Genomic DNA, 26743 nt, shown 5'->3' on the forward strand with positions numbered 1-26743 from the left:
GTGTCTCCCGGTGAGTTCATCGTGCATCCTGGTGTGCGCCGCGACCGTGTTCCAGCCCGGTGGGAATGCCCAGTGTGACCGGTTGCGGGGTCGAGCCGCAGCAGCCGGAGCCTTCAGCCGCAGGTTCAGCCTCGCCCACCGGCGCTGGTCCGCAGCATCCGCCATCATCGTCAGCCACAGAGGCAGCCGATGGAACGTCGCACGAGGAACCGATGTCAGCCGAGCAGACTCCGGTCTCCGGAAGCACGAGCTCGACCTTATCGGCGGCCGCCTGGTCACCGGCGATGGCGGCAACGATCGAACGAACCTGCTCGTAGCCGGTAGCCATGAGGAATGTGGGCGCTCGCCCGTAGGACTTCATCCCTGCGATGTAGAAATCCTTCTCTGGGTGGGACAGGAGGCGAGCGCCGTGTGGTGCGACGGTTCCGCAGCTGTGGTGCTCCGGGTCGATCAGTGGCCCAAGACCCGTAGGCGCCTCGACGATCGAGTCGAGATCGAGTCGAATCTCGCGCAGGAAGCTGAGGTCTGGCCGGAAACCTGTGGTCGGAACGACCAGGTCCGCGTCGAGCGAGGCAGCGCCCGCCGAGGTGGTCCCGGTGATCGTGAGTGCGCTTGGGATATCCGTCGCCGAGGTGGTGCTGAAGTCAGAGTTCGTCTGCGCCGCGATGCGCAGTTCCGTAATGGTCGTCGAGGTGTGAACCTCGATGGCTCCGGCCTCAACGAGGTTGCGCAGTCGCGTGCCCAGCGCCCCACGTGCGGGCAACCCGTCTTGGTCGCCACCGCCGTAGACACTGGCAGGATCAGTTCCGCGAATGGCCCAGCTGATGCGAGTGGACGGTTCAGCCTCGCGGAGCTCCCCCAGTGCCAGCAGAGTATTGGCTGCCGAGTGGCCGGCCCCGACGACAAGTGCGTGCCGGCCAGCGAACTGTGCTCGATCTCGGCCGAGGACGTCGGGCAACGGCGAGGTGACGAGCCCAGCTTCTCGGGCCGCTGGTTCCCCGATGGCTGGCAGTCCTGCTTGGCCGAGAGGGTTCGGCGACTCCCAAGTGCCGGAGGTGTCGATGACGGCACGTGCGCGGTGGTCTTCGATCTCCCCTTGTACGTTCTGGGTGCGAACGAGGAACGGAGTATCACCACGGCCCGGGGTCCGCGTGCGATCTTTGCCTACGCGGCTGACTGCGATGACTCGTGTCTGAGTGCGAATCGTGTTGCTCAGTTGTGGCGTCGCGGCCAAGGGTGCGAGGTACTCGGCCACGAGTTCAGCCCCGGTCGGCAGGTAATCGCCATTGGGCTCGACCCATCCTGTCGGATCGAGTAGGGCGCGGGCGGCCTGGTCGATGTTGTACTTCCATGGTGAGAAGAGACCGATGTGGCCCCACTGACTCACCGCCGCGGCAGGCCTCGAACCAGCTTCGAAGATGAGCGGCTCCATATCGCGAGCGACGACGTGCGTTGCGGCGGCAAGCCCGACAGGGCCAGCACCGATGATGACAACCGGAAGTTCAGCCAGCGGCGTGGACTCAGTCATGATGCATCCTCCAGGCTGTTCAGCAGAGCCTTAGTTCGAGCGCGAATGTCGTCGCGGATGATGCGCACGGTCTCGATTCCCTGACCTGCCGGGTCGTCGAGTTCCCAGTCTTCGTAGCGTTTGCCGGGGAAGATGGGGCAGGCATCGCCGCAGCCCATGGTGATCACCACATCCGAGGTCTTCACCGTGTCCGGGGTGAGAATCTTCGGCTGCTGGTCGGTGATGTCGATGCCGACCTCAGCCATCGCCTCGGCGGCGGTCGGGTTGATCATGTCCCTCGGCTCGCTGCCAGCGGAGCGGACCTCAACTCGATCGGCCCCGAGCTCGCGGAGGAAACCGGCAGCCATCTGTGACCGGCCGGCGTTGTGCACGCAGACGAAGAGGACGGTGGGTTTCATTTCGGTTGAGGTCATGAGTGCGATTCCTGTCGGTTCGGGGCCATCTGGCCTCCGGCGAATTCGGGGAAGAAGCGGCGTCGTGACCACAGGGCCACGTAGACGAGGGCGACGAGGATGGGGACCTCGATGAGGGGGCCGACGACACCGGCAAGAGCCTGCCCGGAGGCGACTCCGTAGGTGCCGATGGCCACGGCGATGGCGAGTTCGAAGTTGTTTCCGGCAGCGGTGAACGCAAGCGTGGTCGTCTTCTCGTAGCCGAGGTGCAGGGCACGTCCCACGATCATGCCGACGGCGAAGACGACAATGAAGTAGATGAGCAGTGGCAGCGCGATGCGGGCGACATTCAATGGATTCGAGGTGATCTCATCACCCTGGAGAGCGAAGAGCAGGACGATGGTGAACAGCAGACCGTAGAGTGCGAAGGGCCCGATCTTGGGCAGGAATCGGTCTTCGTACCAGGTGCGTCCCTTGGTCTTCTCACCGATGGTGCGGGTGAGAAAGCCGGCAAGCAGCGGGATGCCGAGGAAGACGAGGACGCTCAGCGTGATCGCCCAGAAGGAGAATTCGCCGCTGGTCGTCGGCAGTCCCAGCAGGTTCGGCAGCCACTGCAGGTAGAACCAACCGAGAAGACCGAAGGCGAGGACCTGGAACACCGAGTTGATCGCGACGAGGACTGCGGCGGCTTCGCGGTCACCACAGGCGAGGTCGTTCCAGATGAGGACCATGGCGATGCAGCGAGCGAGGCCGACGATGATCAGTCCCGTCCGATATTCGGGAAGGTCGGGCAGGAAGATCCAGGCAAGGGCGAACATGAATGCTGGTGCTGCCAGCCAGTTGATAAGCAGGGAGGTGATCATCAGCTTCTTATCGGCGAGCACCCGGCCGGTCTCGTTGTAGCGGACCTTGGCCAGCACCGGATACATCATCACCAGCAGCCCCAGAGCAATCGGCAGCGACACGTCGGCGATCTTGATCGAGTCCAACGCCGCACCAAGTCCCGGCACGAGGCGGCCAAGCAGCAGGCCGAGCACCATCGCTGCGATGATCCACACCGGCAGGAAACGGTCGAGGGTCGAGAGTTTGGCCTGGGCAGGCTCGCTGGTGGTGGCGGCTGGGGCGGGGGTGCTCATCTGACTCCTGAGACATCGATGGGTATCGATACGAATTCAACCACCACATATCGACAACTGTCAATATGTGGGCATAATGGAGAGGTGACTGCTGAACAGACATTGCCCGCACCCGCCTCGGCGGCCTGCTGCACTCCTCTGACCGCTGAGCCTTTGGGCCTGGACGAGGCACAGGACTTCGCCCGGATCCTCAAGGCACTCGCCGACCCGACTCGCCTGCGCCTGGTCTCACTCATTGCCGCGCACGAGGACAACGAGGCCTGCGCGTGCGATCTCATCGACCCGGTCGGGCTGGGCCAGCCCACGGTCTCACATCACCTCAAGATCCTCGTCGACGCCGGGGTCCTCCACCGTGAGAAGCGCGGCATCTGGTCGTATTACTCAATGGCAGAAGAGACTTTGGAGCGCATCGCGGCGTTCCTGTCCCCTGCATAGTTCCACCGTCTGGCGCCGTGCACACTGCGACCGCGCTTCGAGAGGCTTCGCACCGCCGGACAGGATCGGGGTACGCTCCGAAATGAGACCGCGCCACTCCCCCCGACGAAAGCAGTGAGGTCAATGACTGCGACTGGCAAGACTGTCCTGCAGGCAAGTCTGGATGTCTTCCGCACCCATGGAATGACGACGATCTTCGGCAATCCGGGATCGAACGAGCTGCCGTTCTTGGCAGGACTCGGCGATGACTTCCGCTTCGTCCTCGGCCTGCATGAACAGGTCGTCGTCGGCATGGCTGAAGGCTTTGCTCGCGCCACCGGACGTCCGGTCCTGGTCAACCTGCATGCCGCTTCCGGGTCCGGCAACGGGATGGGAGCGCTGACCAACGCTCACTACGGCCACGTTCCCCTGGTTGTCCTCGCCGGGCAGCAGGTCCGTCGGACGGTGGGTCAGGAGACCATGCTGGCCAGCGCCGATGCTGCCACCCTGCCGACACCGTTGGTGAAGTACTCCCACGAGCCCTTGTCTGCCACGGACGTCCCGCGAACTCTGTCCCAAGCCGCCTTCGAAGCGACCACTCAGCCCAGCGGACCTGTCTATGTCTCCGTTCCCTTGGATGATTGGGATGAGGAGGCGCTCGATGACGATGACCTGCTGACGACTCGGACAGTGTCGACCGGGCGTGGTCTCGACCCGCAGCTGCAGGAAGAGCTCCTCGCGTCTCTTGATGGGGCGAAGCGTCCCGCGCTCGTGGTCGGACCCCAGGTGGATGCCGCCGCTGTATCTGATCCCGAGGTCTTAGAAGCAGTGCAGGCATTGGCGGAGAAGCTCGATGCCTCTGTCTATGTCGCACCGTCTCCGACTCGCTGCCCCTTCCCCACGACCCACCCGAATTTCGAGGGTGTGATGGTCCCTGGGATCGGGTCGGTGCGTGACCGGTTGGCCGACCATGATGTCGTCCTCGTGTTGGGTGCTGCCGTGTTCAGGTATCACCGGTGGGAGCCTTCGAACTATCTGAGCCCCGGCACCGAGGTCATTCAGATCACCCAGGATCCGCGCGAGGCCACTCGGGCGCCGTTCGGCAGGGCCGTCATCACCGATGTCGCCAGCACCGCTGCGACTCTCGCTGATGGGGTCACCGATCGTGGCACCCGGCGCGGCGAGCGCGGTTCACGGATCATGAGCCCAGCGGCCACCTCGGCAGAGGGGATGACGGGTGGCGAAATTCTCGAGGTGCTCAATGAGCACGTCAACGACTCGGTGTCCTACGTCAACGAGACCACCACATTGGACCTTGACTACCTCGAACGGGTCGCGATCGACCGGCCTGGAATGTACAGCTTCCCTGCCTCTGGCGGCCTGGGCTTCGGGCTGCCTGTCGCCGTGGGAATGTCGATCGGTGCACCAGAGAATACGGTCGTGGCGACCGTCGGCGACGGCTCGGCCAACTACGGCATCACCGCACTGTACACGGCGGCCCAACTGCAGACGCGGACCGTGTTCGTCATCATCAACAACTCCGGCTATGGTGCCCTGGCCGGCTTCGCCCAGCGCATGGGCGTGCCCAAAGTTCCCGGACTGGCACTGGGCAGCATCGACTTCGTCTCCCTGGCCAAGGGGTACGGGGTCCCCGCAAAGCAGACGTCCACCCGTGCCGAGTTTGCGGCCGCCTATCGGGAGGCACTCGACGCGACCGGACCGGTGCTCATTGATGCTTCGATCGTCTCGTGATCACTGTCGTCTCGTGACTGTGGTTGAGGCATGACCGTTTGCACTGAGGTCGTGTCAAGGTCAATAACGACTCGCTTCGACCTGGCACGTATGCCGATGCACCCTCTTGCACGCACACATAAGGACATCGCCTACGCTGACACTCATGGGATTCGGGGCTTTGGAACACTACGCAGAAACCGTGGGCTTGACTGTGGCAGCGGTGGTCCCCGAGGAACAGAACAGCGACTATGAGTCGGGATGCGCCAAGCTCGAGGGAACCTGGTGGCGAGTCCGGACAGCACGCATCACACCGACCAAACCAGGTGCCTTCGTAGCCGTCTGGGAACGCACCCCAGAGGGGAGTACTGCGCCATTCTCCGGTGACGATACCTGTGCGGGGCTTCTCGTGTTCGTCTCAGACGAAGGGTTCTTCGGCCTCTTCAAGTTTCCCACCGCGGACCTGATCAAGTTGGGAATCTACTCGTCACAACGCTCGACAGGGAAGCGAGGCTTCCGTCTCTACCCGCCTTGGTCCACGTCGCTGAATCCCCAAGCGACTCGCACGCAGCGCAAGCAGACTCCGTTCTTCGAACAATTTCGTTGAGTCATTCGGACAAGCCGGGCCACTGTTTGTCCCCCATGAGCTCGGCCCGATATCCTGGGAAGTAAGCAACAGTAGCAAGAAACGCTCGGGACGACCCGAACGCAATCAGTCACGATGAGGACGGCCTCGAAGAACAGGAATTCCCGTCATGACTGCCGCCGTTCGCAGCATTCTCACTCCCACTGCCATCATTCGCCTGGTCCTCGGGTGGGGCGCCTTCGCAGCACTCCTCTTAGCAGGCTCTCTGCTGGCTCCGCCCGTTGCAGGCCCACTCCTCGTCACTGCCCTGATCGCCATCGTCGGCGTCATCCTCATCTGCGCCTTCGGAGTCGTCCACGAGGCCGAGCATCTGGCCCGCCGCCTCGGCGATCCCTATGGTTCGCTGGTGCTCACCCTCTCGATCGTGCTCATCGAGGTGGTGCTCATCGGCGCCGTCCTCTTAGGCCCGGGCGAGCACGCGACGATCGCCCGCGACTCGGTCATGGCCGTGTCGATGATCATCCTGGGCGCCGTCATCGGACTGTGCCTGCTGGTCGCGGGGCTGCGGCACGGGAGTCTCGCCCATAATCGCACGGGCGTCTCAACGTATCTGTCACTCATCATCGTCCTCGCCGCCCTCGCCTTCGCCCTGCCGGCACTCATCGGCACGAATGGCAGCTACCAAACGTGGCAGGAGATCCCGATCATCGTGCTGACGATCGGCATCTATGCCTTCTTCCTCTACCGTCAGATGGGTGCTCAGGCCGCCGATTTCCACGAGGTCGATCCGCGTCTGACCAAGCCCGCCGAGGTGGCTCCGGAGTCCGCTTCGACCACAGTCGCGACCACGCAGAAGCAGGGCATCGTTGCGATCATCTCCGCCCACCGCGCCGAGATCATCGTGCGTCTGGCTCTGCTCATCACCACGGTCACCCCGATCGTGCTGCTCAGCCACGATATGGCGTCGCTGCTCGATGACGGATTGGGCCGCCTCGGCGCTCCTGTGGCTCTGTCCGGTGTCGTCATCGCGCTCATCGTCTTCCTCCCGGAGACGATCACCTCGATCAGGGCCGCATGGCAGGGTGAGATCCAGCGGGTGAGCAATCTGTGTCACGGGGCGCAGGTGTCAACGGTGGGGCTGACGATTCCGACCGTGCTGCTCATCGGGCTGCTCACCGATCAGCCGATCGTGCTCGCGGAATCCCCAGCCAATCTGCTTCTGTTCGCGGTCACGCTGCTGCTGTCGGTGACGACGTTCGCGGCGAAGAAGGTCACAGCCGTCCACGGTGCGGCCCACCTCGTCGTGTTCGCGATCTTCGGGATCACGCTCTTCTCGTGAGGAGGGAGGGCGCTTCGGTGCCCTGACTCTTTCTCGGCCTTTTATGGTGGCGACTACCTCAGTCTCCGCGCGTCTTGGCTGAGGTATTTGCACGGGTCAGACTCTCCCGCGGTGAGGAGATGGCGTGGCCCGCGGCGCATTCGACGACAGCCTTGACCGGTTCGCCGCAGTCACGGTGCAGCACTTCGAGCGGCGGGCTGCTTGAGCCTAAGTCGTGGCCACCCGAACCGCCATCGGGGCCAGTGCCGCCGTCGGGGCCGGCGCCGTGCTTGTCGCCCCAGCGCAGCAGAGAGATCATCACCGGGTAGAGGTCGATCCCCTTGCCCGTGAGTCGATATTCCTTGCGTGCTCGCCGGCCGGGTTCGCGGTAGGGCGTGGCCTCAAGGACACCAGCGGCGACGAGCTTGCGCAGCCGGTCGGAGAGCACTGGGTCCGAGACTCCGACATGGTCACGGATCTGGTCGAACCGGCGCACTCCGTTGAACGCCTCTCGGAGGATGAGCACGGTCCACTTCTCCCCGATGACATCCATGGTCTTCTGGATCGAGCATTCGGCAGTGTCGAATCCCAACCAGTCCATATGCGCTCCTTCGTTTGACCGCCTGATCCATTGTAGGCTAACTTCAAACTATTCAGCCAGCTCGAAGGGGAACTCATGAATCCGCAGTCGGACGCACTTCCGAATGTCTCACTTGCCTCAGCCAGCAACTTCGTCGCCGCCTCGGGGCTCGTCATCGACGAGGTCACGAACACAAGCGTCCGCGGCCATGCCGATCTGGGCAGCGACCACCACACGCCCTGGGGCGTCGTCCACGGCGGCGTGTACACAACGCTCGTGGAGAGCACGGGAAGCATTGGTGCCAGCCACGCTGTGGGCGAGCGCGGCGAGTTCGCCGTCGGCATCCACAACGCCACCGACTTTCTGCGCCCGACCGCCGGCGCCCGCGTTGCAGTCGAGGGCACCGCCCTGCATCAGGGCCGGACCCAGCAGCTGTGGGAGGTCATCATCACCGACACCTCATCGGACAAGGTCCTGGCCCGCGGCCAGCTGCGCCTGCAGAACGTCCCCATGCCGAAGGAGGCCAACTGAGATGGGCACTGATTCGAGCACTCGCGAAACCACGGTGACCTGGAGCGACCCTTCAGAGGGTCTGGCGCTCCTGCCGACGTTGGACGGCATCGACTACCTGCGCAAGATCGCCGCCGGCGACATCCCCGGAGCACCCATCGGATCTCATATGGGTATGGAGATCGCCGAGGTGGGTGAGGGGACGGTCACGTTCCACTGCCATCCCGATGAGTCCCACTACAACCCGATCGGCATGGTCCACGGAGGGTTGGTCTGCACCCTCCTCGACTCGGTGCTCGGGTGCGCCGCACAGACCACCTTACCGAAGGGCACCGGCTATACCTCGATTGAGATCAAGGTCAATTACCTGCGCCCCGTCACCAAGGACAGCGGACCCCTTGTCGCCACAGGAAGAGTCGTCAAGCCTGGTCGCCGAGTGATCTTCTCCGAAGGCGAAGTCGTCGACAACAAGGGCAAGACGGTCGCCACCGCATCGGGCAGCCTGCTCGCCTTCCCATTGGAGACTAAGTAGGCGAGGCCCTGCGGCTGTGATCGACGACGTGATCGTCGGCTGCCCGGCGACCACCTCGGCGATTGTTCGCGGACTATTCCGTCGGTTCAGGCGACGATGAGTCGCCGGTCGAGCCATCCTCGTCGCCGTCCGCCGAGTTGGTGTCGCCGTCCGCCGAGGTGGCGCCACCGTCAGTCGGGCTCGTGTCGCCGTCGTTCGGGCTCGTTGGGGTTTCTGATGAGTTGGTCTCCGAAGGTTCACCCGACGACTCCGTCGAGTTCTTCTCGGTGGCCGATTCGGCCCTGGCGGTCTCGCCCTCACCCGGTTCCGGCCAGGCGACATCCTCGGTGAAGGCTGGCTGATCCGCACACGTGCCGAGCACGGCCTCCATCGCGTCCTTCTCCGCGGAGGCCACCGCCAGCCCGTACTTGTGCTTGACGGCAATCTGCCTGGAGACGTATTCGCACTGGAAGGCTTCGTTCGGCGGCAGCCATGCGGCCGCGTCCCCGCCGCCCTTCTGCCGCATGACATTCGAACTCACGGTCAGCAGGTTGAGAGGGTCGTTTCCGAACTCGCGGAGTTCATCGACGGACATGTCTGAGGCCCCGGTCTGCCAGGCATTTGAGCTGGAGACGATCTGATCGACATCGACATTGGCGGATCCGCGCTCGAAGGCATACGACTCGCCAAGGTAGTCGTCATCGAGCTCCCCCGCGATGGCTACACACCCGTTGGTCTCCGCCTCGATCTCAAGGTCCTTGAGGTCACGCCTGAGCGCATCGTTGCGTGTATCGCAGCCGTTGTCATCGACATCGGCGCTCCAGTCGAAGAGTTCCGGGTCGTAACCGGTCCTGTGCTCTTTGACCTTGACCTCGAGTTCGTCGAGCATCGACCGTGCCGCGCCCAATTCCGCGCCGTCTGCGCCGCGCTGTGGAGAATCGCTGCCGTCTTCACCGTCTGCTGCGGGCTTCGACTCGTTCTGCGTGGAGACATCAGGACCGGAATTTGCGGGCGCCTCCGAGTCGTTGTGCGATCGCGGTCCCGGGGCAGGTGCCGCCGAGGCTGACGGTCGTGAGGGTACCGGGTCGGAGTCCGCGGTTCCGCCTCCGCCGGTCGACCATGCCACATCGTTTCCGTTGATCTGGCTCGTGCCGTCGCTTCCGCATCCGGAGAGCAATGCGAAGACGATTATGGCGAGAAGGGACACTGCCCGAATTCGAGTGCTGCGAGTAGCGACTGCGGAGTTCATCGAATTGGGCACGCTTGAAATGTTAGGGCAGGTTGTCACTATAGGGAACGGGGCTGACCAATCGGTAATCGATTCGTTATAAGTTGAAAACGAAACTGTCATAAACCGTGGACGCTGAGCCACCTCGGCGACTATTCGCAGCCGATTCCGTCACCATCACGGTCGAGGTGAGACGCATACCCCGGGTCACCTCGGCGAACGGGTGCGGCTCCGGCGTCACGGACGGCGGTGCAGTTCTTGTAGTAGACCGAACCCGAGGACCCTGAGCCGGAAGACGTCGACTTCTGGCCCGAATCGCTCGTCGAACCGGAGCCCGACTTCGACCCCGACGACGACTCCGAACCGGAGCTCGACTTCTTCTTCATTGAGGTGTCCTCTGCCGTCTTCGCATTGTCGCCCTCACCGGGATCGGGCCATGCGACGTTCTTCGTGAACGCGGGCTGGTCATCGCACGCGCCGAGGATTCGCTTCATCGCGGACTTCTCCGCTGCCACGACCCACAGGTCGTACTTGTGCTTGATCGCGATCTGGCGGGAGACGTATTCGCAGCGGTAGCTCTTGGCCGGCGGCAGCCAGGTCGCGGCATCTCCGTCGCCCTTCTGCCGGTTGAGGCTCGAACTCACGGCAAGCAGGTTGAGCGGGTCGTTGCCGAATTCCTTGAGAGTGTCCTCGTCGAACTTCGCGGCACCGGTCTGCCAGGCGTTGGAGCGGGCAACGATGTGGTCGATGTCGATGTTGTTCGGGTCCCGGTCGAAGGCGTAGGTCTCGCCCTTGTATCTGTCGTCCAGGTCGCCGGCGATGACGGCGCAGCCCTTCGTCCCTGCCTTGAGGGTGATGTCGTTCAGGTCCCGGCGCAGCACGTCGTTGCGGGTGTCGCAGCCGTTGTGGTCGGCATCGGATCGCCATTTGAACAGGTCCGCGTCGTAGCCGGTCTTGGGTGCGCGCCCCTTGACCTCCAACTCCTCAAGCATCGCCAGAGCTGTACCGGCAGTCGCACCGCCAGCCCTGCCCTGCTCGGTTTCCCCCGACTCATTCTGGCCTTCGCTGCTCTCGGCATCCTCGCTCGGGGCCGTGGTCTTGGGCTCGGCTTCGGGTTGCGCAGTCTTTTCGGTTGCCGCCTTTGTCTCTGAGCTCCAGGAAGCATCGTCAGCACTGGCTTCGACATCTCCGCCGTCGGCGCAGGCAGAGAGGAGAGTGAGGCTGAGGAAGGCGATGAGGACGAAGACCATGCCTGCACGGAAACGTGTCGTGGCATGGTTGAGGAAGGCGGAATGAGTCATGGGTGTCCAGTCGTGCAAAAAGGGTGAGAACGTGGTCGTGGACCGTGCGCGGCCAAGATGCCGCGTCGCGATCCACTACAGTCATAATATGGTGGCGCCGCACCGAAAGCACGCTGGCTGGGGACAATGAGACGGATTCGTTATTGGCCCACGTCACTCAGCATTGACTCGTGCCATGGTGGAATAGAACGAATTCGTCGGTGACGAAGGAAGGGAGTTGATCGTGCGACACGATGCAGAACGTCCTGAGTCGAATCGTCTGATCACCGGTGCCCCAATCCCAGGTCTCTGGATCCAGGTATTGGCGACGATGCGCGCAAATGCCTTCACCTGCCTCAGTCTTGCCGAGGTCCGGGCCGAAGCGCCTCACATCCTCATAGTCTCCCCCACCGCCGAGGTGGCCCGCACCTGCTTCGCCGATCTCCTTGACAGCGCTGACCCAGTCACCGGCACCCGTGCCACGGACGAGTTCATCACGATCATGACCGCGGAGGAGGTTGTGCCTGCCGACGTCGCCGCGGGGACGTGGGTCTTCCTCCCGCACCGACAGGACGGGTGGACGGAACTCGAGACCACCTCGGCGAGGGTGCGTGCGGCATTGGTCAAAGAGAACACGGTCCGGGAACGGGCTGAGAAGCTCACCCTCATCGAGTACGGGATCAACCTCTGGCTATGGGCCGAGCCTCCCTCGAGCGGCGGCGATCCCGTCTGCCACGCCGGCGAGCTCATCAGCTGGGAAAGCGCATGGGCACTCAGCGACACCTCTGACAACCTGAGCAAGACTGAAGCTCCACGCGATTCGGACAGTGCAGCAACCCGCCCGCCGATCTACTTCGGACTTCCAGACGTACTGCGCAGCCGTCGCCGGGACGCGTAAGACTCCGCAACCTGGTTAAGACGGCGGCCTAGTCAAGACGGCAACTGATCACGACACCGCGACGACGACTCCGGCGATGATGAGCAGGATGAAGTAGCCCCAGGCGTGGATGATCTCCGGGATCTTCGGCACTCGGCGACGCAGCAGCACGATCAGCGGGATCGCGCTGATGAGCAGGGCGAACGCCGAACGCAGGTCCACCGAGCCGACCATCCCCGGAACCGCAGTGGAGGCATGGGTCGTGATCGTGACGAGGACCGCTGGCAGCATGATCACCAAGGTCAGCGGGTTGGCCAGGGTGGTCGCCACGGTCATCGTCGACCCGGATCGGCGCATCATCGGCACCGTCATGACGCTGCCGCCGACGCCGAGGAATGACGCCAGGCCACCGATCGGGAATCCGAACAGGGCGGCGATGCCGCGACCGCCGTCGCTCAGGTTCTCATCGCGGACCTTCGCACCACCTCGGCGGAAGAAACCGGGACGGGCGAGCAGGTCGATGGCGGTCACTGCGATGTAGATGACGAAGCCCCACTTCAGCAGGGGCTCGGGAGCGAATTTGGCGCAGAATGCCCCGAAGGCCCCACCGGCGGCAAGGAGGATGAACAGCCACCACTCCCCTTTGAGGTGGGCCAGGGTTTCGCGCTTCGTGGAGAGCGTGGAGACGACGGCGTTGACGAGCATGACCAGCGCCGAGGTGGCTGCGGCCACCTGTGCCGTGTCACTGCCGAGGTCGGCGTGGACGAGGGTGATGATCGGGACGGTGACGAAGCCGCCGCCGAATCCGAACAGCACAGTGGTCAATCCGACCAGAACGCCGACGAGCACCAACCCCAGAAAGTCCACTCGCCTATCTCACCCCACCGTCACCTCGGCGGGCAACCCCTGGGGCCTCGTCGGTCAGTCGTTCTTCCGGGCGAAGGCGAGCGCGAACTCCTTGCGACTGTCGGCGAGCGCCTCGCGTTCGAAGCTGTTCTTCCACGTCCGGTGCAGGCGCTTCTGCTGGGCGATGACCGCGCGGTCGGCCTTCATCGTCTCGTGCAGGTACTCCAGCGCTCGGGTCTCGACCGCATTGTCCTCGACGACTGTGTTGAGGAAGCCGCATCGATCCATGTCAGCCGCGGTGAAACGGCTGCCGGTGAGGATGAGCTCGGTGGCCTTCGTCCACCCCATGAGTCGGTGCAGATTGACAGATTCGAGGACCGAGGGGATGCCGATGCGCACCTCGGGCATCGAGTACCAGGAGTTGGTGCCGCCGACCCGGAAGTCGGCTGCTGCAGCGATCTCGGCCGCTCCCCCGATGCGGTAGCCTTCGATGGCGACGGCCACGGGCAGATCGCAGTTCTTGATCGCCTCGCACACCTGCCCCAGCCGAGTGATCGTCACGTGGGCAAGAGAGGCATTCGCATGCTTGAACTGCGAGGTGTCCATTCCCGCGGAGAAGCCCTTGTGACCCGCCGAGGTGAGCAGAACTCCGCGCAGCTCCTGATTGTCCGATGCCGCTTCGAAGGCGTAGATGAGCGCGTCGAGCATGCCCGGGCGCAGCGCATTCGCACTGGTGGTGTTGTCGATCGTGATCGTGAGGATCCCATCGTCGCTGCGGGTGCGTCGGATCATCAAGGGCTCACTTTCTGCGCCGAGGTGGCGCGAAGGATGTCGAGGAAGGCCAGCGCCGCTGCACTCGGGTTGAATTCACTCCAAGCGAGATATTCTATCCGCGTCGGACCATCGGTGATCGGCACAGTCGAAAGCCCGCTGTCTTCGGGCACGACGTCCGGTGCCAGCAGGGCCACGGCCAGGTTCTGGGCCACGAGATCGAGCATCACCTCGGTCGACATGACATCGAAGGCCACGGATCGGCTCAGTCCGGCAGCGGCGAAGGCTCGATCGGATTGGGACCGGCCCGGACTGCTTGACGGGAAGTCGACGAAGGTCTCGGCAGCCAGGTCCTCCAAGCGAAGTCCGCGACGCGAGGCCAGCCGGTGTTCGGGTGACATCACTGCGCTGAGGCGCTCGTGCGCGAGCACCTCGGTCGACACCCCCGTCGGGGCTGTGGCATCGGGGAGTCCGAGCACCGCCACGTCCATGGATGACTCTCGGATCGCGGTGACGAAGTCGAGGCTGCCACCGGCCGTCAGTCCAATCTCCACGTTCGGGTGGGCGCGATGGAAGACCCCGAGCGCGGCGGTGACGTCCACGGTCGTCACGGTCGGGATGGCCCCGATGAGCAGCCGACCGCGGAGGTCGCCCATGGTCGAGGTCGCCTCGGCGATGGCACGCTGGGCCGCGTCGAGAGTGGCCCGGGCTGCGGGCAGGAAGGCCGCACCGGCTTCGGTGAGTTCGACGCGTCTGCTGGTTCGGGCGAAGAGCTGGACGCCGAGTTCGTGTTCGAGGGTCTTGATCTGGTGGCTGAGCGCGGACTGCACGACATGCGATTTCGCGGCCGCGCGGGTGAAGTTGCGTTCCTCGGCGACGGCGAGAACATAGCGCAGCTGCTGCAATTCCATTCATCTATCGTGACAGATGATCGTTGGGATGAAAACTATGTGTTGGACTCATAGACCTGCCGCGTTCGATGCTGGAGTCATGACAACGACACGCTCTCCTGCTCCGGTCACCGGCCAGGCCACAGGTGGGGCGGCCCTGGTGACTGCGGTGACGGCACTGGCCCCGGCCGTCTGGGGCACGACCTACTTTGTGACCACAGCGTTCCTGCCCGCCGATCATCCTCTGTTCGCAGCGCTCATGCGCGCCCTCCCCGCAGGGCTCCTGGGTCTGCTCATCGCCCGTCGACTGCCCCACGGAGATTGGTGGTGGAAGACCCTCGTGTTGGGCACCTTGAACATCGGGATCTTCTTCCCACTGCTCTTCGTCGCCGCCGAGCGTCTGCCCGGTGGGGTCGCCGCTACCCTGGGCGCCACGCAGCCGATCCTCGTCACCTTCCTCGCAGTCATCGTCCTCGGCGAGGCCCTCTCTCTGTGGCGCCTGGCCTGGGGACTCGTCGGTGCGGTAGGCGTGGGCATGGTAGTGCTGGGTCCGGGTGCCGGCTTCGACCCGGTCGGGATCTTCGCAGGCATCGGCGGGGCGGCATCAATGGGCACCGGGGTCATCCTCATCAAACGCTGGGGTCGACCAGCCGGGGTCAGCGCGGTGGGCTTCGCCGGCTGGCAGCTCAGCGCCGGCGGCCTCGTCCTACTGGTCCCGACCCTGCTTATCGAGGGAGTTCCCGAGACCATCGACGGCGCCGGCCTCCTCGGCTACCTGTGGCTGGGCCTCATCGGCGGACTCCTGGCCTACACCCTGTGGTTTCGGGGGCTGGGCAGACTCCGCGTCACGGCAACGGCCCTGCTCGGCCTGCTCTCGCCCTTGGTCGCAGCCACCGTGGGCGTCGCCTTCGTTGGGGAGTCGCTCAACCTCGTCCAGCTCGCCGGATTCGCCCTCGCCCTGGCCGCCTTGTTCTGCGGTCAGCTGAGCCCACGCACTGAGAATGGAGAACGAAAATGAGAATCGCTGTCATCGGAGCCACCGGAATGGTCGGGTCTCGCATCGTCACCGAGGCGGCCGACCGTGACCATCACGTCATCGCAGCCTCACGCACAGCCCTTCACCAACCCCGAAGCGGGGTGACGTCGACGCAGGCAGATGCGAGCAATGCCATCGACCTCGCCCCTGTGCTGGAGCCTGCCGATGCGGCCGTACTCACCGTCCGTGTCGTGCCCGGTGAGGAGGATGCTTTCATCACCGTCATCGAGGCGGTCCTTGCCGCCAGCGCTAGCGCCGACATCCCCCTCTTCGTCGTCGGAGGCGCCGGGCCGCTGCACTCACCCAAGGATCCTGATCGGCTCGTTGTCGACGACCCCGCCTTCGTTCCCGCAAGGTGGCGGACCACTGCCGCCGCCAGCGTCGCCCAACTTACGGCCTGCCGCGAACACTCGAATGAGAACTGGACCTATCTCAGTCCTCCAGCCGTTCTCGAACCCGGAGTTCGCACCGGCTCCTACCGACGCGGCACGACGACGCTGCTGACCGATCACGAGGGGCGATCGCACATCAGCGCCGAGGACCTCGCAGTGGCAGTCATCGACGAACTCGAGTCCCCGGGCACGGACCGCCACATCACGATCGCCTCGGAGCCACCTCGGCGGCCCTGAGATCATCTTGTATCCAAGATGGATCCAAGATACGTTGTGTGGGTACACGACTGAGACAACGGAAGGCGTCGATGAAGACCCGCACGCGTGCACAGGCCAAGCTGATCACCGCACAGCTGCTCTCCGGTGCCGGAATCGCCTCCGGCTACGCGGTCGGCGGTCTGCTGGCCGAGGAGATCACCGGCAAGACCTCGATGGCGGGCATCGCGCAGATGAGCGTCATCCTCGGCGCCGGTCTCATCGCCTACCCGCTGGCGGTGTTGGCTGGCAAAGCTGGCCGGCGAACTGCCCTGACCTTGGGATTCGGCATCGGCACAATCGGTGCGACGGTCGTCCTCCTCGGCGTCGCCCTGCAGTTCCTGCCGCTGTTCATGCTGGGCATGATGCTGTGTGGCTCCGCGACGGCCTCTGGCCTGCAGGCCCGCTACGCCGCAGTCGACCTCGTCGATCCCGCGAATGCCGGGCGGGCCATGTCGCTGGTCGTGTGGGCGACCACGGTCGGCTCCGTGCTCGGGCCCAGCTTCACGGCACCGGGCGCGCACCTCGGCGCGGCACTGGGCATGAACGAACTGGCCGGGCCATACCTGATCTCGATGACCGCCTTCGGGCTGGCGACCTTGGTCGCGTCGACGCTGACCAAGAAGATCAAACCCGGTGCCGCCGAGGCTGTCCCCGAGTCCACGGAGTCCGCTGAGTCCGGTGACTCCGCCGTCGAACCGCCGACGATGAAGCTGGGCCCGGCACTGCGCTTCGCGCTTGCCCGCCCGGTGCCGCTGTTCGCGATGGTCACGATCATCGCCGGGCAGATGATGATGACCAACGTGATGGTCATGACTCCCGTGCACATGGACCACCAGGAGTTCTCCCTCGGGGCCATCGGCATCGTCGTCAGCGTGCACATCGCTGGTATGTACGCCCTCTCCCCTGTCTTCGGCTGGATGGCCGACCGGTGGGGACCGGGAACCGTGATCGCCGGTGGCGTCCTCGTCTTCGCTACGGCGATCATCCTCGGCGTCATCGATGCCACGGCCGAGGTGTCGTCCATGGTCCTGCTCAGCATTGCGCTGATCTTCCTCGGCATCGGCTGGTCGATGTTCCTCATCGGCGGATCGGCCCTGCTGACTGCCTCGGTGCCGCAGCATGCGAAGGTCACTCTCCAAGGAGCCTCGGATGCGGCGATGAACCTCGGCGGTGCACTCATGGCCGCGATGGCCGGAACGGTGCTGCAGGCAGGCGGCTTCCTGTGGATCAATCTGATGGCGACCGTCGTCCTTCTCATCACCCTGGCGTTCTCGATCCGGGCCGTGCCGCTCATGCACTGGCCGGGCCGGCACCACACACCAACGGCGACTAAGGATGACGCTGCGGAGACCTCGCAGATGCATTGAGTGAGATGATCGACCTGGTGGATCGCGAGTCCGTCTGTGGGCCACGGGTCCAACTGCGGGCGACGAGTCCACCTGTGACATCAGGAAAGCTAAGTCAGGAGAGGAGCGTGCGATTATGACGAGCAGCAACGAGAAGACCAGCGCAGCCGAGCGTGCCTATCGGCTCATCCGCGCTCAGATCCTCAATGGGACTCACCAGCCGGGAACCATGCTGGGCGAAGCTGGCCTGGCAGCCGATCTCGACGTCAGCCGCACTCCGGTGCGAGTGGCTCTTGCCAGGCTGCAGGATGAGGGGTGGATCATCATCTACCCAAAGCGCGGAGCCATCGTCCAAGGAGTCGATGAGCGCACCGTCGCCGAGCTCGCCGATGCCCGGTTCGTGCTTGAGACCACCGCAGTCGACCGGGCCCCGGATGCACTGCGACAGAAGCTGGCCGATGCACTCGACACTTCGATTCATGCTCAGCGTGAGGCCTTTGACGCCGGTGACATCGCCGCCTTCATCGATCTGACCCTGCAGTTCCATCGCGGCTTCGTCGAAGCCGGTGACAACCAGGTGATGCTCGAACTGTACTCACAGCTCTCCGACCGACATCGCTTCATCCTCTTCGCCTCCGGCGATAGGCTCCTGGACCGGTGCGAGGAGATCATCGCCGAGCACGCCTCTCTGGTCGAACACCTGCGTACGGGAGACTCCACCGGGTTTGCAAACACCCTGCGCGGACACTTAGCGGAGAACGCACCGCCCACGGCTACCTCGGCGAGGACATCGACGGCATTCGAATCGACGATGCTCGGGAACCACTGACAGGGCTTGCCTCCCCGCAGTAGGCTGGGTCCATGGAGCACAGATATCTTGGAAACAGTGGCCTGAAGATCTCGGAAATCACGTACGGAAACTGGCTCACGCACGGCTCCCAGGTGGAGAACGACACCGCAACGAAGTGTGTGCATGCCGCCTTGGACAACGGCATCTCCACCTTCGACACCGCCGACGTGTACGCGAACACCGTGGCCGAGCAGGTCCTCGGCGATGCACTCAAGGGTCAGCGTCGCGAATCCCTGGAGATCTTCACCAAGGTGTACTTCCCGACAGGGCCCAAGGGTCACAACGACACTGGGCTGTCCCGCAAGCACATGATGGAGTCCATCAACGGCTCGCTGTCCCGCCTGGGCACCGACTACGTCGACCTCTACCAGGCGCATCGCTACGACTACGAGACTCCGCTGGAAGAGACCATGCAGGCCTTCGCGGACATCGTGCGCGCAGGCAAGGCGCTCTACATCGGCGTGAGCGAGTGGAACGCCGACCAGCTGCGTGCCGCACACCAGCTGGCCCGCGACCTGGGCATCCAGCTCGTGTCGAACCAGCCGCAGTACAACATGCTCTGGCGCGTCATCGAGCCCAAAGTGATTCCGACGTCGAAGGAACTCGGCATCTCCCAAGTCGTCTGGTCCCCGATCGCCCAGGGTGTGCTCACCGGCAAATACAAGGTCGGCCAGCCCGCTCCCGCAGGCTCGCGTGCGACCGATGAGAACGGCGGCAAGGAGACGATCACCGACCGCTATCTCAACGACGAAACTCTCAACGCCGTCGCCAAGCTCGAGCCGATCGCGGCCGACCTGGAGCTGACAATGGCCCAGCTCGCCATCGCCTGGGTGCTTGCCAACGACAATGTGGCGACCGCGCTCGTCGGTGCCTCGCGTCCCGAGCAGGTGAAGTCGAATGTTTCCGCAGCCGGCGTGAAACTCGACGCCGAGGTGCTCGCGCGCATCGATGATGCCCTCGGTGATCGGCCTGTCACGGATCCATCGAAGACGAAGTCGCCGCCGACCCGGATCGTGTGACTGTTTCTTTGAGTTGAGTCAGTTGGGCAGCGGGGCCGGCCGTGCTTCGTTGCCTGCTGGCTCAACTATGAGGAATGAGGCAGCAGCGGTGAGAATTCCAGCCGTCAAGGCCGGCCACCCGAGTGCCGCCACCAGATCCCCTACCGATGTATAGGTATACGTTGACGGGCCTCCTGTCAGGACGAGGACCACGACGAAGGCGGTCAGCGCCGAAAAGATGCCAAGAGCGAAGAATAAGGCGAGAGCCGACTTCCGACCGGGCAACGCATGAAGACAGAGACGAAGCGCCCCATAGGCCGGTACTCCGACAACCAGCCCCAGCCCGGCACCCGGCACGAGGAAGAACAGACTAAACGCCGCACCCTCCAACACCTCGAAGAAGCTTGCGGGAGGCGAACTGAATACATACATCCCCAGTGCGGATACGGCACCGACACCTGTCGTCAACAACACGAATCGTCCGAACGAACCCCATTTGCCGAGAACCATCCTGCACACCCTTTCTGCACCTGTGATCTAGCTTGTCAATTTTCATCAGCACCAGCAGCCCCACATCCAGCAACTCCACTTCCAGCGGGCCGCGGAGAATCCGCCTCTCGCAGCGAATCTGGCATGGGCCGGAGCACGAGCGGAGCGCAAACAGCGGCGAACACACCCGCCGAAAGTGCGATCCCGGGTAGGCCCATCAGATCTCCTGCACCACGGATGACGAAGAATGATGCGATTTCACCGACGTCGCCTCCAGCCACTATGACCACCACAACGACTTCCACCATCACCGAGGCGACGGCAAGCAGGAAGAAGAAGAGCACAGTTCCTGCCCGCGAGGTCATCCAGCGCACGAATAGCCGCACCACCCAATAGGAGGGGAATCCCATGACGAGGCCGAGCCCCGCGCCGATGGCAGCGATCAATGAAAAGGTTGTCACGTCGTCGCCACTCCGGTCCCACCCGCCGATTTCGAGGGTGAACAGAGACCACGTCAGACTGGTGGCCAAACCGATACCGGTCGTGAGCATAACGAACCGAGCGAACGTCCCCCATCTGCCGAAGATCATCTGGCGCCCCTTTCTACGATTGCAACCTACCGTGTCAGCCATTGCTGAGGATTTCAGGAATCGCCCCGGAGGCGAGACTGATGATCTCAGGGGTCGGCTCGGCGGTGGATGAACCGTCGACTCAAGGACACCTCTGCGCCACTCCCCGCTTGCCACGTGCCGATACCCTGTTCACACAGCGCGAGTCCTTGAGAGTAGACTCGCACGGCGCGGTAGGCACACAGACAGTGCAAGCGGACAGATTCGCTTTGCCTTCCGACCGCGCCGGTGCACACAGGCGGTTGAGGGAAAGCAGGAATCTCGGTGACAGACGAGGACAAGGGCCATTACACAACTGCCGATGGCACACCGATCAATCGGAATGTAGTCCTCGCGGTTCTCGTCTCCGGGGCCTTCGTCATCATCCTCAACCAGACCCTGCTCAACACTGCACTGCCTGCGTTCATGCAGTCATTCGACATCACGGCCAGCGCCGCGCAGTGGGTGACGACGAGCTTCATGCTCGTCAATGGCATCATGATTCCGATCACGGCCTTCCTGATCCAGAACTTCACCACCCGAGGCCTCTTCCTCACCGCGATGCTGCTGTTCATCGTCGGCACTTTGGTCTGCGCGTTGGCACCGACCTATCCCGTCCTTCTTCTCGGACGCGTCATCCAGGCGTCGAGCGGTGGCATCATCATGCCGCTGATGCAGACCATCCTCTTCGCCATCTTCCCGGTGGAGAAGCGCGGCACGGCAATGGGCACCTTCGGTCTCGTCATCGCCTTCGCCCCGGCTATCGGGCCAAGCCTTTCGGGTTGGATCGTCGACCACCTCCCCTGGGAGGTTCTCTTCTATATGATGCTGCCGATTGCGATCATCGACATCATCGTCGCCTACTTCATCCTCAAGAACGTCACCGAGCGCACGTATCCCAAGCTGGATGTCGCCTCGATCATCCTCTCAACGTTCGGCTTCGGCGGACTGCTCTTCGGCTTCGGAACTGCCGGAGACGCGGGATGGCTGAGCCTCGAAGTCATCATCCCCCTCGCCATCGGCGTGATCGCCTTGGCCATCTTCATTCCACGCCAGCTCAAGTTGGACCAGCCGATGCTCGAGTTCCGGGTGCTGCGCTACCGCATGTTCACTCTCAACACCGCCCTGGGCATGTGCGTGTTCATCGTCATGATCGGCGGCATGATGATCCTGCCGCTCTACATGCAGAACATGAACGACTTCACCGCCATGGAATCAGGCCTGGTCCTTCTGCCGGGTGCAGCGGTGATGGGGCTGATGTCGCCGGTCACCGGACACATCTTCGACGCCATCGGTGCCAAGTGGCTGGCCGTCGCTGGGTTCACACTGCTCACCGTCACCACGTTCATGTTCGCCGACCTCTCGGCCGACACCTCGTTCACCTACCTCGCCGTGGTCAACACGATTCGCATGTTCGGGGTGGCCATGGTGATGATGCCGGTGACGACGGCCGCACTCAATCAGCTGCCGCAGAGCCTCATCCCACACGGGACGGCACTGAACAACACCTTCCGCCAGATCGCGGCCTCGGTGGGTACCGCAGTCCTGGTCACCATCATGGTCTCCACGACGCGCGATCCCGAAGTCTACGGAGTCGAGGGGCTGGTTCACGGCGCCGACGTCGCGTTCTTCGTTGCCGCGGTCGTCGGCATCTTCGGCATCGTCGGTTCCTTCTTCATCAAGAACTCGCACGGGCAGAATACGCCGGGCTGATTACTTGTAGAAGCCTTCGCGAAGGTCGATGCCGTATTCGATCCAGGCCTTCAGCGCGGCCAGCATGCCGGTCCAGCCCATGCAGTTTCCGAAAGCGCCCTCGGCTCCCCCGACGGTTGTCTTCCACGACTGCTCGGTCACGGTCACAAGCGTCCGGGTCCCATCGTCGACGGGCGAGAACTCAAAGGTCGTCGTCGTGTTCTCGGCTGTGGCGTGCTCAGTTCCGGCCCACGCGACGACGATCTTCTCATCCTGAACCGAATCGATGACCTCGACCGGGAACCGGCCCGGGAAATCCGCGAAGTCCCACGTCACCTCGGCGCCGGGTGCCAGTCGTCCGTGCGCACCTCCCGTGGTGAAGTACTTCGAGAGCTGCTTGGGCTCGGCCACGGCTTCAAAGGTCTCATGTGGAGACTTCGAAATGTAGCCCATGACCGTGAAGGACAACTCGTCCAGTGGCGCATTCTTCGTGCTCTGTTCATCGCTCATGTGGCATTCCTACCACCTGCGGGGGACGAAAGGAACAGACCCTGCGCTCACCGTGAGCGTCGCAGAGCACGCAATATCAAGGAGAGGACACCAGTGAGCAGCAGCAATGCGGCACAGACGAGGAACGTCGCAGAGTCGCCGAGGTAGGTGAAGCCGAGCCCGCCGAGAACTCCGGCGATGGCCAAACCGATATCGAAATTCATGTTCCAAGCAACGCTGGCCTTCGCGGGTGTGCTGACATTGGAAAACGCCATCACCAAGCTCGCTGACTGCAGAGTGCCCAATCCCAGTCCGATGATCATCATGGCCAGGAAGAGCATGCCGCCGGACACGATGACGGTGACGACCAGTCCGATGATCGCCAGGGCCAAACCCAGAAGATTGAGGGCGAATGGGGAGAAACGGTCAGCGATGGCCCCGGCCGCGAACCGTCCGACCACGGCCGACATCTGCATCGCACCGATGTACAGGGCGGCACCAGCGACATCTTCGCCCGGCCCGAACCCGATGATGACGCCGAAGACGATCATGCCGATGAGAAACGGGGAGAGCATGATGACTAAATACAGGACCTCGCCGAGGCTGCGCCCGCCTCGGCGCTGTGTCTGGCGTGGAGGTGTTCCCTCCGTTCGCCCTCGGTCCTCCGTGCGGCCGTGGACTGTGGCCCCGGAGTCACCATCGGACAGCTTCTCTGCTTTGGGTTCACGACCCGGCAGATACTTGATGACAGTCGGTACGGCGAGAAGAAGTGAGAGACACACAATCACCCGGAAGGTCCATACGGGAACCGCTCCGACCAGCCATAGTCCGAGTGGAGCTCCGATCGCCGCGGCCAAGGAGGTGATGCCGCCGAAGAATCCCAAGGCCTTGCCGATGCGGCCCGGCGTTGTCGTGGACGGCACGGCGGCATTGGCCAAGACGACGAAGAGCCCGAAGCCCACTCCCCCGCACAGCCCCGCCAACACCAGACCAAGCAGCGGCGCAGGCACCGTCAGCCCGAGGATCTGGCCCAACAGCTGCAGCCCGAGAGCGAAGAACAAAGCGCCTTTGAGTCCCATAGCCCGCCCCACCCACGGGGCGAAAGGCTGAGCTGCGATGACACCGATCATCGTCGTCGTCAGCACCGTACCACCGGTGACTGTGGAGAGCCCGTCGACGGCAGCGATCGAGACCATCGTCGAATAGCTGAAGAAGAAGGCCGAGAATCCGAACATGGCCGTCCACACCAGCCCCAACAGGGCCGGCGTGAACGTCGAAGCAGCAGACCGGTCAGAACTCATGCTGTGACCATACGGCACGCGGCACCGGGGGCCGAAGTCCGGTCCTCTCGGGCGTCGCAGTCTTGTCGGTGCCGTTGGTGCTGTTGGTGCTGTTGGTGCTGTCAGTCAGACGGCTGGGATCTTTCGATCTCAGCATCAAGCTCGACGCCGAAGATGAGGGCAAGGTTCACCATCCAGAGCCAGACGAATCCGACGATCACACCTCCGATGGCACCGTAGGTGGCGTTGTAGTTGTCGAAATTGTTGATATAGATGACGAAACCCACGGATACGAGGGCCAGCGCGATGAGCGCGATCAGTGCTCCCAGGCTCGACCAGCGGAACCGCGACTTCGTCACGTTCGGGGTCGCATAGTAGAGGATGGCGATCACGAGCATGACGAAGACGATCACCACCGGCCACCTGGCGATACTCCAGATCATCACCGCCACAGGCCCCAGATCGACGAGCTTGCCGATATATTCAGCTATGGGGCCCGAAACCACCAGCAGCAGTCCCAGTCCGACCATCAGCAGCAGCAATCCCAGGGTGATGAGCAGAATCGTCGGCTTGAGCTTCCACAGTGGCCGGCTCTCCTGAACCGAGTAGGCCTTGTTCGCTGCTCGGCCGAAGGCACCGACGTATTTCGAGGAAGACCAGATCGCCACGATAAGGCTGACGACGAGGGTGAAACCTGCCGCCGGTGTCGACACCAGGTCGGTGACGATCGGACGGATCGCCTCGGCGACCTCAGACGACAGATCCGAGACCAGGGCCAGGACTGCCTCGGTGGTGGACTTCGCCTCACCCAGCACACCAAGCACCGATACAAGAGCGAGGGCCGCGGGCGCGATCGACAGGAGTGCGTAGAACGCCAGTCCCGCTGCCAGGTCAAGGCCTTCGTCGTTGACCACGTGACGGATCGTGTTGGTGAGAATGTGCCGCTTGCCTCGCTCCGGCGTCCGCAGGCGGTGACTCAGTGCCCGATCGCGCCTGGCAGAGGCACCGGCTGGGGCCGACGACCCGTCTTCAGCTGCGAATGACTCGGCGCGAGTGGGGATATTCTCTGCCATGACAATCTCCTGGATTCTCGAATCACCCATTGGGGATCTGCTGCTGGGAAACGGTGCTAGGAACTGCTGCTGGGGAACTCTGCTGGGGACAGTGCGATACGAAGACATCGTAACTGCTCGGAGTCACTGCCCGGCGCTGCCACAACACCACGCGAGACTCACATTCAATCCCGGCGAGAGGTGATCCGACGGTTGCACTCTGAGGCCATGGTCTCAACGATGGAAGCCATGCTCATCGCCGGGGTGCTGGGCGACGCTGCGGCCTCAAGTATTCATCTTCAAGTCAGGCCTCCTCTGTACAATCACGACATGACCTCCTCTCACGAAAACAATTCCAGCGGCGTCATCGACACGGCATTCGTGTTGCGATTCGAGCCTCAGTACACGGTCACGGACACCGAAGCAGAGATCTTTGATTCCCTCGGGCCCAAGGTCGTCAAACGTGAGTCATACAAACACAAGCAATTCCTCAAAGTTGCCGAGTGGAAGGCTATCGCGGCGCAGGCGACATTCGAAAACATCAACTCCGATGACATCGAGTATGTGACCGCTGTGGCCCTCGACGAGGACACACCCAATCACCTGCGACTGCCGTTCCTCAAAGTACTTCCCGGGGTCGGCGGGCCACTGGCCAGCACCCTGCTGACAGTGTTCAACCCGAAAAAGTACTCCATCATGGATTCTCGCGCCACCGGTGTCCTCCACGAGTACAACCTGCTCGACTCGGCCAACCCGAACCAGACGGACTACCAGTCCTATCGGAAACTCGTGAAATCACTGGCGAAGGGCGCCAATTGCGCACCACTCGATCTGTATCGGGCTCTCATCGCCTATTCACGCCAGCCAAATACCTGACATGAAAGAGGGAGCGGGTGGGCAATCTCAGGTGAGGCGGTTGGGCGTTGATGCCCGTCTATCCCAAGGCGCATCGCACCGTCGGCGTGCCTGCTTTTCAGCCCGTCTGACTTTCAACGTGCCCGTTTTTCCGCTCCCCATTTCTTCAGCGGTGTTGCCGATCAGCGGGCATGTTCCATTCGGCCAAGTGCCATAGTCGTGAGACAGCGCGGTAGATCAGATAGAGCACCAGAAGCGGCCAGACTGGGACGAAGAATCCCATGCGCGCAGCGTCTCTGCGATCACGCCATGATCGCCCGTAATCGGCTTTCGACAACAGCAAGATGATGATGAACATGGCGATCCCTGCATAGGCGATCAGGGAAATTGCAATGATCTGAATCATGAGCGCTCCCAGCGGCCGCGCCGCAGGGCACTTCCGCTTGCCCTCACCAGTCAGTCTCTTCCATCAGTGCGCACAGTTCCATATCCATCCCCCAAGATGCTGTTCTGACGTTCCAGTTCTTCCGGTGCTTGAGGATGGCCTGGCTGCACACCGACACCCTCAGCGATGGTGGTCGTCTCCAACCCCGGTGAATCCCCACTGAAGTACCACTCCACACACGTGCGAATGCGTCTCAGGCGTGGGGCGACACATATCGTTGTGTCGTAGCTCAGAAGGTTCGTCAGATCACAATCGGTACTCACTGTACCTGGAAGTTACGCGAATGTAACCCCCAGAGAATCTCCCGTCTCGGAGTTCGATCAAGGGTGGATTTATAGCAGGCACCCCTGCTAAA

Annotated in this window: 29 protein-coding genes; 14 read left to right on the top strand and 15 right to left on the bottom strand. The window is 63.2% G+C overall.

Going from position 1 to position 26743, the window contains the following annotated elements; genetic code table 11:
* Positions 1 to 16 precede the first annotated feature (16 nt).
* Genes BAUR9175_RS02720 through arsB form a run of 3 tightly spaced genes read right to left on the bottom strand, consistent with a single transcriptional unit; the run spans position 17 to position 3056 of the window.
* A complete protein-coding gene (locus BAUR9175_RS02720; protein WP_009884877.1) occupies positions 17 to 1528 on the bottom strand; it encodes an NAD(P)-binding protein in 1512 nt (503 codons plus the stop codon).
* On the bottom strand, positions 1525 to 1941 hold the full coding sequence (locus BAUR9175_RS02725; protein WP_009884876.1) for an arsenate reductase ArsC: 417 nt from the start codon (positions 1939 to 1941) through the stop codon (positions 1525 to 1527). The genes BAUR9175_RS02720 and BAUR9175_RS02725 overlap by 4 nt, the downstream gene beginning before the upstream one ends.
* Positions 1938 to 3056 (bottom strand): ACR3 family arsenite efflux transporter, encoded by a 1119-nt coding sequence (arsB, locus tag BAUR9175_RS02730; protein ID WP_009884875.1) that lies wholly within the window; start codon positions 3054 to 3056, stop codon positions 1938 to 1940. Before arsB ends, BAUR9175_RS02725 begins: the two co-directional genes overlap by 4 nt.
* Before the next feature lie 84 nt (positions 3057 to 3140).
* Here arsB and BAUR9175_RS02735 point away from each other — a divergent pair, with 84 nt between their 5' ends.
* From BAUR9175_RS02735 to BAUR9175_RS02750, 4 genes are all read left to right on the top strand, one after another.
* On the top strand, positions 3141 to 3491 hold the full coding sequence (locus tag BAUR9175_RS02735) for an ArsR/SmtB family transcription factor (protein WP_009884874.1): 351 nt from the start codon (positions 3141 to 3143) through the stop codon (positions 3489 to 3491).
* 123 nt (positions 3492 to 3614) lie between these two features.
* On the top strand, positions 3615 to 5222 hold the full coding sequence (gene mdlC, locus BAUR9175_RS02740; protein ID WP_096178657.1) for a benzoylformate decarboxylase: 1608 nt from the start codon (positions 3615 to 3617) through the stop codon (positions 5220 to 5222).
* Between the two features lie 145 nt (positions 5223 to 5367).
* Positions 5368 to 5808, top strand: coding sequence for a MepB family protein (locus BAUR9175_RS02745; protein ID WP_009884872.1), 441 nt, complete (start codon positions 5368 to 5370; stop codon positions 5806 to 5808).
* A 148-nt stretch (positions 5809 to 5956) separates the two neighbouring features.
* Positions 5957 to 7126: a calcium:cation antiporter gene (locus tag BAUR9175_RS02750; protein ID WP_101582904.1), complete on the top strand. Its 1170-nt coding sequence runs from the start codon at positions 5957 to 5959 to the stop codon at positions 7124 to 7126.
* Between the two features lie 58 nt (positions 7127 to 7184).
* Here the strand turns inward: BAUR9175_RS02750 and BAUR9175_RS02755 are convergent, their stop codons facing one another.
* The gene (locus BAUR9175_RS02755; RefSeq protein WP_101582906.1) at positions 7185 to 7706 is read right to left on the bottom strand and encodes a winged helix-turn-helix transcriptional regulator; all 522 of its coding nucleotides are present in this window, start codon (positions 7704 to 7706) and stop codon (positions 7185 to 7187) included.
* Between the two features lie 75 nt (positions 7707 to 7781).
* On the opposite strand from BAUR9175_RS02755, the gene BAUR9175_RS02760 reads away from it, so the two are divergent.
* Positions 7782 to 8216, top strand: a complete 435-nt coding sequence (locus BAUR9175_RS02760; protein WP_101582907.1) for a PaaI family thioesterase — start codon at positions 7782 to 7784, stop codon at positions 8214 to 8216.
* A 1-nt stretch (position 8217) separates the two neighbouring features.
* Positions 8218 to 8727, top strand: coding sequence for a PaaI family thioesterase (locus BAUR9175_RS02765; protein WP_009884868.1), 510 nt, complete (start codon positions 8218 to 8220; stop codon positions 8725 to 8727).
* Between the two features lie 73 nt (positions 8728 to 8800).
* Here the strand turns inward: BAUR9175_RS02765 and BAUR9175_RS02770 are convergent, their stop codons facing one another.
* Together BAUR9175_RS02770 and BAUR9175_RS19305 are read right to left on the bottom strand one after the other, a co-directional pair.
* A complete protein-coding gene (locus BAUR9175_RS02770) occupies positions 8801 to 9913 on the bottom strand; it encodes an HNH endonuclease family protein (protein WP_180959196.1) in 1113 nt (370 codons plus the stop codon).
* Positions 9914 to 10086: 173 nt separating this feature from the next.
* A complete protein-coding gene (locus tag BAUR9175_RS19305; RefSeq protein WP_009884866.1) occupies positions 10087 to 11235 on the bottom strand; it encodes a GmrSD restriction endonuclease domain-containing protein in 1149 nt (382 codons plus the stop codon).
* 223 nt (positions 11236 to 11458) lie between these two features.
* Here BAUR9175_RS19305 and BAUR9175_RS02780 point away from each other — a divergent pair, with 223 nt between their 5' ends.
* Positions 11459 to 12112, top strand: coding sequence for a hypothetical protein (locus BAUR9175_RS02780; RefSeq protein ID WP_101583002.1), 654 nt, complete (start codon positions 11459 to 11461; stop codon positions 12110 to 12112).
* 48 nt (positions 12113 to 12160) lie between these two features.
* Here the strand turns inward: BAUR9175_RS02780 and BAUR9175_RS02785 are convergent, their stop codons facing one another.
* From BAUR9175_RS02785 to BAUR9175_RS02795, 3 genes are read right to left on the bottom strand one after another with little or no spacing between them, the layout of a single operon-like run.
* Positions 12161 to 12958 carry a sulfite exporter TauE/SafE family protein gene (locus BAUR9175_RS02785; RefSeq protein WP_096162969.1) on the bottom strand — a complete coding sequence of 266 codons (798 nt, stop codon included), beginning with the start codon at positions 12956 to 12958 and terminating at the stop codon, positions 12161 to 12163.
* Positions 12959 to 13012: 54 nt separating this feature from the next.
* Entirely contained in the window at positions 13013 to 13729 is a 717-nt protein-coding gene (locus BAUR9175_RS02790) for an enoyl-CoA hydratase/isomerase family protein (protein ID WP_009884863.1), read from the bottom strand.
* A complete protein-coding gene (locus tag BAUR9175_RS02795; protein WP_009884862.1) occupies positions 13729 to 14619 on the bottom strand; it encodes a LysR family transcriptional regulator in 891 nt (296 codons plus the stop codon). Before BAUR9175_RS02795 ends, BAUR9175_RS02790 begins: the two co-directional genes overlap by 1 nt.
* Positions 14620 to 14698: 79 nt before the next feature.
* On the opposite strand from BAUR9175_RS02795, the gene BAUR9175_RS02800 reads away from it, so the two are divergent.
* The 5 genes from BAUR9175_RS02800 to BAUR9175_RS02820 all read left to right on the top strand — a co-directional run bounded on the left by BAUR9175_RS02800 (position 14699) and on the right by BAUR9175_RS02820 (position 19499).
* A complete protein-coding gene (locus BAUR9175_RS02800; RefSeq protein ID WP_101582911.1) occupies positions 14699 to 15616 on the top strand; it encodes an EamA family transporter in 918 nt (305 codons plus the stop codon).
* Positions 15613 to 16263, top strand: coding sequence for an NAD(P)-dependent oxidoreductase (locus tag BAUR9175_RS02805; protein ID WP_101582913.1), 651 nt, complete (start codon positions 15613 to 15615; stop codon positions 16261 to 16263). The genes BAUR9175_RS02800 and BAUR9175_RS02805 overlap by 4 nt, the downstream gene beginning before the upstream one ends.
* A gap of 71 nt (positions 16264 to 16334) precedes the next feature.
* Positions 16335 to 17651: an MFS transporter gene (locus BAUR9175_RS02810; protein WP_101582915.1), complete on the top strand. Its 1317-nt coding sequence runs from the start codon at positions 16335 to 16337 to the stop codon at positions 17649 to 17651.
* Between the two features lie 115 nt (positions 17652 to 17766).
* The gene (locus BAUR9175_RS02815) at positions 17767 to 18459 is read left to right on the top strand and encodes a GntR family transcriptional regulator (RefSeq protein WP_069600811.1); all 693 of its coding nucleotides are present in this window, start codon (positions 17767 to 17769) and stop codon (positions 18457 to 18459) included.
* A gap of 32 nt (positions 18460 to 18491) precedes the next feature.
* Positions 18492 to 19499 carry an aldo/keto reductase family protein gene (locus tag BAUR9175_RS02820; RefSeq protein WP_096162970.1) on the top strand — a complete coding sequence of 336 codons (1008 nt, stop codon included), beginning with the start codon at positions 18492 to 18494 and terminating at the stop codon, positions 19497 to 19499.
* A gap of 18 nt (positions 19500 to 19517) precedes the next feature.
* Here the strand turns inward: BAUR9175_RS02820 and BAUR9175_RS02825 are convergent, their stop codons facing one another.
* Both BAUR9175_RS02825 and BAUR9175_RS02830 read right to left on the bottom strand, forming a co-directional pair.
* A complete protein-coding gene (locus tag BAUR9175_RS02825; RefSeq protein WP_096146379.1) occupies positions 19518 to 19988 on the bottom strand; it encodes a hypothetical protein in 471 nt (156 codons plus the stop codon).
* Positions 19989 to 20023: 35 nt separating this feature from the next.
* Entirely contained in the window at positions 20024 to 20599 is a 576-nt protein-coding gene (locus tag BAUR9175_RS02830) for a hypothetical protein (RefSeq protein ID WP_096146378.1), read from the bottom strand.
* Positions 20600 to 20860: 261 nt separating this feature from the next.
* Between BAUR9175_RS02830 and BAUR9175_RS02835 the strand changes: the two genes are divergently transcribed.
* Positions 20861 to 22288 carry an MDR family MFS transporter gene (locus BAUR9175_RS02835; RefSeq protein WP_096146377.1) on the top strand — a complete coding sequence of 476 codons (1428 nt, stop codon included), beginning with the start codon at positions 20861 to 20863 and terminating at the stop codon, positions 22286 to 22288.
* On the opposite strand, the gene BAUR9175_RS02840 is transcribed toward BAUR9175_RS02835, so the two are convergent.
* From BAUR9175_RS02840 to BAUR9175_RS02850, 3 genes are all read right to left on the bottom strand, one after another.
* Positions 22289 to 22777: an SRPBCC domain-containing protein gene (locus tag BAUR9175_RS02840; RefSeq protein WP_096146376.1), complete on the bottom strand. Its 489-nt coding sequence runs from the start codon at positions 22775 to 22777 to the stop codon at positions 22289 to 22291.
* 47 nt (positions 22778 to 22824) lie between these two features.
* Entirely contained in the window at positions 22825 to 24057 is a 1233-nt protein-coding gene (locus tag BAUR9175_RS02845; protein WP_101582920.1) for an MFS transporter, read from the bottom strand.
* Positions 24058 to 24158: 101 nt separating this feature from the next.
* Positions 24159 to 25109 carry a YihY/virulence factor BrkB family protein gene (locus BAUR9175_RS02850; protein WP_096146374.1) on the bottom strand — a complete coding sequence of 317 codons (951 nt, stop codon included), beginning with the start codon at positions 25107 to 25109 and terminating at the stop codon, positions 24159 to 24161.
* Between the two features lie 309 nt (positions 25110 to 25418).
* Between BAUR9175_RS02850 and BAUR9175_RS02855 the strand changes: the two genes are divergently transcribed.
* Positions 25419 to 25964 carry a hypothetical protein gene (locus BAUR9175_RS02855; protein WP_180959197.1) on the top strand — a complete coding sequence of 182 codons (546 nt, stop codon included), beginning with the start codon at positions 25419 to 25421 and terminating at the stop codon, positions 25962 to 25964.
* A 145-nt stretch (positions 25965 to 26109) separates the two neighbouring features.
* On the opposite strand, the gene BAUR9175_RS02860 is transcribed toward BAUR9175_RS02855, so the two are convergent.
* Complete coding sequence (locus tag BAUR9175_RS02860) at positions 26110 to 26349, bottom strand: hypothetical protein (protein ID WP_096146373.1); 240 nt, start codon at positions 26347 to 26349, stop codon at positions 26110 to 26112.
* Positions 26350 to 26743 lie beyond the last annotated feature (394 nt).

The sequence above is a fragment of the Brevibacterium aurantiacum genome (assembly GCF_900169065.1).
Classification (GTDB): domain Bacteria; phylum Actinomycetota; class Actinomycetes; order Actinomycetales; family Brevibacteriaceae; genus Brevibacterium; species Brevibacterium aurantiacum.